Annotated in this window: 4 protein-coding genes; 1 reads left to right on the top strand and 3 read right to left on the bottom strand. The window is 69.9% G+C overall.

Annotated features, from left to right (window positions below; all coding sequences use genetic code 11):
* The 3 genes from PKD06_RS18165 to PKD06_RS18155 form a co-directional block, all read right to left on the bottom strand.
* Nucleotides 1-143: AAA family ATPase (locus tag PKD06_RS18165; protein ID WP_324382627.1), on the bottom strand; the 143-nt coding region annotated here is incomplete at its 3' end.
* 3 nt (nt 144-146) lie between these two features.
* Nucleotides 147-1,409, bottom strand: a complete 1,263-nt coding sequence (locus PKD06_RS18160; protein ID WP_324382625.1) for a DNA repair exonuclease — start codon at nt 1,407-1,409, stop codon at nt 147-149.
* Between the two features lie 33 nt (nt 1,410-1,442).
* The gene (locus tag PKD06_RS18155) at nt 1,443-3,842 is read right to left on the bottom strand and encodes an FAD-dependent oxidoreductase (protein ID WP_324382623.1); all 2,400 of its coding nucleotides are present in this window, start codon (nt 3,840-3,842) and stop codon (nt 1,443-1,445) included.
* Between the two features lie 194 nt (nt 3,843-4,036).
* On the opposite strand from PKD06_RS18155, the gene PKD06_RS18150 reads away from it, so the two are divergent.
* Complete coding sequence (locus PKD06_RS18150; protein WP_324382621.1) at nt 4,037-5,257, top strand: murein L,D-transpeptidase family protein; 1,221 nt, start codon at nt 4,037-4,039, stop codon at nt 5,255-5,257.
* Nucleotides 5,258-5,318 lie beyond the last annotated feature (61 nt).

Here is a 5,318-nt window from a genome sequence, read left to right as displayed (position 1 = left end):
GCCGCGAAGGCGGTCGATTTCCCGGCCTCGTTCGGTCCGAAGACGACGTGCAGGTCGGGCTGCCCCGCGGAGCGCTCGCCGAAATCGAGGCTCCGATCGGTGAACTTGCCGTAGCGGACGAGGTCGAGGCGGCGCAGGCGCATCTCTCAGCGGCCGTCCCCGGCAGCTTCGAGCCGCGCGATCACGCTTTCCGCGCCTTCCCGGGCGAGGCGCGCGAGGATCTCGCCGAAGGCGGCCTCGTCGGCGCCAAAGGCGTCGCGGCATTCCGCCGGAAGCTGCGCCCTCAACTCGTCGCTCATCTGCGCGACCTCGGCCCGGAAGGCGTCCGAGCCCAGGATGTCGTCCTCGATCAGCCGGTGCAGGTCGAGGAGAGGATTGCCCGCCGCTTCCTCTCCCCTCTCGGGCGGCCGGGCGGCGATCTCCACCTGCTCGATCGAGCAGGCGCCGATGACCGAGGCCCGGTCGTCCATCTCCGTCTTCAGCAGGTCGCCGTCCCGGCGCATGCGCCAGGAGAGCGGGGTCGGCCCGCAGACATGGAGGCGCGCGACGAGATGGTCCGAGGCCACGGCGCCGCGCGCCGTCTCCAGGGCGCGCGCGGCGGCCGAGACCAGGTCGCGCCACTCCTCCAGGCCCGTCGCATCGACGCGAACCCGCTCGAACTGCGCGACGCTCGTCAGGCGCTCCTCGACATGGATCGCGCGATTGCCGTCGATGGTGACGAGCGTGACGGATTTCGGCCCGGCCTCGTTGATATCGCGGCCCTGGGGCATCCCCGGCATCACGATGGCGCAGGCGCCGGCCAGGGCGGAGCGCCGGTGCACATGGCCAAGCGCCCAATAATCGAATCCCGTCGCCTGGAGGTCGGCGACGCTGCACGGCGCATAGGGGTCGTGATCCTGCGCGCCCCCGAGGCTGGTATGGAGCATGCCGATATTGACCGCGCCCTCCACCGGCCGCCGGAACCGGCCGAGCAGGCTCTCGGGCGCATGAGGCTTGGCGAAGCTCAGCCCGTGGATCACGACCGGGGTGCCGCCGGCGCGCCCGATATCGACGGCCTCGGCGCGGGCCGCGAAAACCTTGACCGAATCCGGCAGCACCAGTTCCGTCGTGATCTTCGACAGCGCGTCGTGATTGCCGCGGATGATGAAGATGCGGGTCCCGGCCTCGTGGAGGCGCCGGAGCTGCTCGGCCAGGAACCGGGCCGTCTTCATCGAGGTCTGCTCGCCGTCATAGAGATCGCCGGCGATCAGGAGCGCGTCGACCCGCTCCTCCAGGCACAGATCGACGATCCGCACGAAGGCGCGGCGCGTCGCATTGCCGATCAGCTCCGCGAGGGCGCCGTCGCGCAGGGCGAGCGAGCGCAGCGGGGAATCCAGGTGGATGTCAGCCGCGTGGACGAAGCGGAACATGGGAAAGCCGCCTCCTTCGGCGCCGCATCGAGGTCACGAGCCCGGCTTCGCGCCGGTCCCCTTCCCCCCGGCCGGCATGTCCGCCCTTGCGCGCCGGCTCCTGCCCTTCGGCGTGGACAGGAGACCCGGAAAGCGGGACGAGCCTGTCGCCTGGTCCGCCGCCGGCCGGACGGATTCCTCGGCGGGCCGGCGCAAGGTCTCCTTCGCCTTCGCGTAGCCTTCCTTCAGGTTGGCGCGGATCGCGATGTCGGAAAAATCGTAGTCGCGGGAGGAGGGCTCGCCGGGGCGCCCCTGCCGGACGAAGCGGGTGATGGTCGTTCCGGCGCCGTCGCCCATCAATTCGATATAGAGCGGACGCTGGCGGATCTTCGCCTGGATCGGCGGATCGACCAGTTCGAGGATGCGCTCGACCAGGGTGCGGTAGGCGCCCCTCATTTCCCGCAGGTGCAGGTCGCTGCGGACGCGCTCGGAATAGACGATCTCGTCGCGCCGGGCCATGACCTCCATCATGTTGGCGGGGAGCGGGCGCTCGCTGGAGAAGAGATCGACGACATAGACGCGTTTTCCGTCCGGCCCGCAGCGGTCGATCACCATGTCGAGCGGGGAATTGCTGACGACGCCCCCGTCCCAATAGGCCCGCCCGTCGATCTCGGTCCAGGGAAAGCCCGGCGGCAGGCTGCCGCTGGCCAGCACGTGGTCCGGCGTGAGGTCGTCGACATAGCTGTCGAACACTTCCAGCTCCCCCGACTTCACGTCGACGGCCCCGATCAGGAGGCGGACGGGGCCGCCCTTGAGCTTGCCGAAATCCACGTAGCGGGCGATCAGTTCCTTCATCGGCGAGGAATCGTAATAGCTCGTCCAGTGCAGCGGCAGCGTGACCTGCGCGAAAGGCGAAGGCAGCCAGCGTGGCCGGAAGAAGTGAGGCACGCCGAAGGTCAGGATCTGCGCCGCCGCGAGCGAGCGTGCCGCCTCCTCGCCGAGAATGGCGGCGGTCGGGATCTCGAGTTCGGACCAGAAGGATTCGAGAGCCTGGGTGGCATGGCGCGGATTGCCGGCGACGATCGCCCCGTTGAGCGCGCCGATCGAGATGCCGGCGACGATGTCGGGGAAGACGCCCTCCTCCTCCAGCGCCTTGACGACCCCGCATTCGAAGGCCCCCATGGCGCCCCCGCCCTGGAGGACGAGCACGTCCTGGGTCGGGATGTGGGCGAGGGAGAAGTCGGGATCGGCGAGCCTGTCCTTGTAGCGGCTCAGGTTGACCCGGTAGCGGATCAGGCCCTCGATGGTGCGGGTCTCCTCCGGCGGGCGGCCGCCGGAGAGGAGCGCGCGCGGGACGTTGTCCTTGAGATAGAGAAGGGCGGCCGATTTCGACTCGACCGATCCCCGCAGGACGTGCTCGTCGGCTCCCTCGGGCATGCCGAGCATGCTGAAGCTGATATCGCCGACATCACAGAAGAAATAGGAGACCTCGTCGTAGCGCAGGCGCCGCCCGAGCATGTTGCGGGCGGCGAGCTTGCCCTGCTTCACTGCATTGTCCCAATGGACGATGTTCCGGCGGCAGTTGAAGACGGGGTCCAGGAAGCTGGCCACGTCGCCCGCCGCGAAAATGTTCGGAACGCGGGTCCGCAGCTGGTCGTCGACGGACACGAGCCCCCCTTCGAGAGGGAGGCCGCTCGTGGCCAGGAACCCCGTGGCGGGCGCGACGCCGATGCTCGCGATCAGGAGGTCGCAGGGAAGCCGCGCGCCCGACCGGGTCTCGACCTCGGCGACCCTCCCGCTGCCGCGAATGGCCGCGATCGTGTCGGACAGCAGCATCTTCGCGCCGCGCTCCTGCGCGTGATGCAGGAAATATTCCGAGGCCCGGCGCGATTCCAGGTGGGGCAGGATGCGGCCGCGTTCCTCGACCACCGTCACGTCGAGGCCGAGATCGAGCAGCGACATGGCGATTTCCATGCCGAGGAAGCTCGCGCCGGCGACGACCACCCTTTTCGCACCGCCCGCGATCTCTTCCTTGAGCGCCACGCACTCGGCCTTGCTGCGCAGGTAGTGGACACCGCCAAGCTCCGCCCCCGGAAGAGCGAGGCGCCGGCTCACGGAACCCGTCGCGATCAGGAGCCGCCCATAGGGAAACGTCTCGCCCGTCGCGGCGGTGACGATCCCGGCCGCGCAATCGAGCGCCGTGGCGGGGGTGCCGAGCACGAGATCGATCTTCTGCTCCCGGTAGAAGCTCGCTGGATAGAGGAGGATCTGCTCGTCGCTCTCGTGCCCGAGGAGGAACTGCTTCGACAGGGAGGGGCGGTTGTAGGGCAGGCTGTCATCCGCCGACAGGATCGTGACGGAGCAAGCGGGATCTTCGAGCCGCAGCGTCGTCGCGGCAGCCGCGGCGGCGGCGCCGCTCCCCAGGATGAGGTGGTCGATCCTTGTCTTCGCCACGGTGATTCCCTTCCTGCCCAGGACGCGCCGGTTTACCCGATTTCGCGCCGCGTCACGCGCGGCGAGGGACAAGGGCGGCGCGATATCCCGGCCGATGGCTCCTTAACCCGAATCACTCCTAATGCTGCCTCATTCGGATGGGAGTGCGTGGCACGGCTCCGCGCCGGGACGCCTCCGAGGGGTTGGGATCGCGCATGGCATCGCACGCGACGGTGAGGCTTGCCTCTGCGGCGGGAGCCGCCCTCTTCGCCTTCGCGCTGCTGCATCCGGGCGAGGCGCGCGCCGGAAAGGCCACGACGCCCGTCCCCTCCGCGACCCTCTCCCTCATGGCCGCCAAGGACGTCGATCCCCGCGCGCCCATCCTGATCCGCGCCTTCAAGAAGGAAGCGGAGATGGAGGTCTGGAAGCGCAACCGGGCCGGCCGCTACGTTCTCCTGAAGACCTTCCCCATCTGCCGCTGGTCGGGCCAGCTCGGCCCGAAGAGACGCACCGGCGACCGGCAGACGCCGGAGGGATTCTACGCCGTGCCGGCGGGCAAGATGAATCCCAACTCGGCCTATCATCTCTCCTTCGACGTCGGCTATCCCAACGCCTATGACCGCGCCCACGGCGGCACCGGCGCCTTCCTCATGACGCACGGCACCTGCTCGTCCATGGGCTGCTTCGCCATGACGGATGCGCAGATCACCGAGATCTACGCCCTCGCCCGCGACGCCCTCGCCGCCGGCCAGCACGCCTTCCAGTTCCAGTCCTACCCCTTCCGCATGACGGCGCAGAACATGGCGCGCGCCCGCACCGAGCCGCATATCGAGTTCTGGCGCCAGCTCAAGGAAGGCTACGACCGCTTCGAGGCCGCGGGCGAGGAGCTGCCGGTTTCCGTGACGGCCGGCCGCTACACCTTTCCGGCCTACCGCAACCCGGCGCGCGAGGAGGCGGCGGTCGCGCATGTGGCCGAGGAGAAGGCCAAGGTCGAGAAGCTCGTCGCCGACGGGGCCGGCGCCGTCCGCATCACCTATTCCGACGGCGGCATGCATCCCGCCTTCGCCGCCTTGTGGCGGCGGGGCGGCTATGTCGGCCAGGTCAGCCGGCCCGAGGCGCTGGCCATGGCCGGGCACGAGATCGTGACCATCGCCGCGCGCAGGAAGCCGCCGGCGACCGTCCTCGCGGCCGCGGCCAAGCCCAAGCCGCCGGCGACTCCGCCGGCCGACGAGATGCGCCCCGCCACCACGGCCTCGCTCGGCGCTCCGCGGGTTCCGGCCGCTCCCTCCGGCGACGTCCAGGCCCTCTTCGCGCGGGCGGCCTACCGGGCGGATCGCGTGACGGTCGAGGCGCGGGCGATGCCGGGCTCGGCCGTCATCCTCCCGGCCGCCTTCCAGGCCAGCCCCCCCGAGAAGCTTGCCTCGCGCGGCGTATAGCCCCTCTCAGGGCCGGGTCTTGAAGCGCGGCTTCTCGATCCCGGCCATGTCGCAGAGAACG

The organism is Enterovirga sp., from assembly GCF_035325185.1.
Classification (GTDB): Bacteria; Pseudomonadota; Alphaproteobacteria; order Rhizobiales; family Beijerinckiaceae; genus Enterovirga.
This window is presented reverse-complemented; position numbering and strand designations above follow the sequence as displayed.

Excerpts from the sequence above, each read along its gene's own strand:
- PKD06_RS18160 (WP_324382625.1), bottom strand. The coding sequence starts at position 1,409 with ATGTTCCGCTTCGTCCACGCGGCTGACATCCACCTGGATTCCCCGCTG.
- PKD06_RS18150 (WP_324382621.1), top strand. The coding sequence starts at position 4,037 with ATGGCATCGCACGCGACGGTGAGGCTTGCCTCTGCGGCGGGAGCCGCC.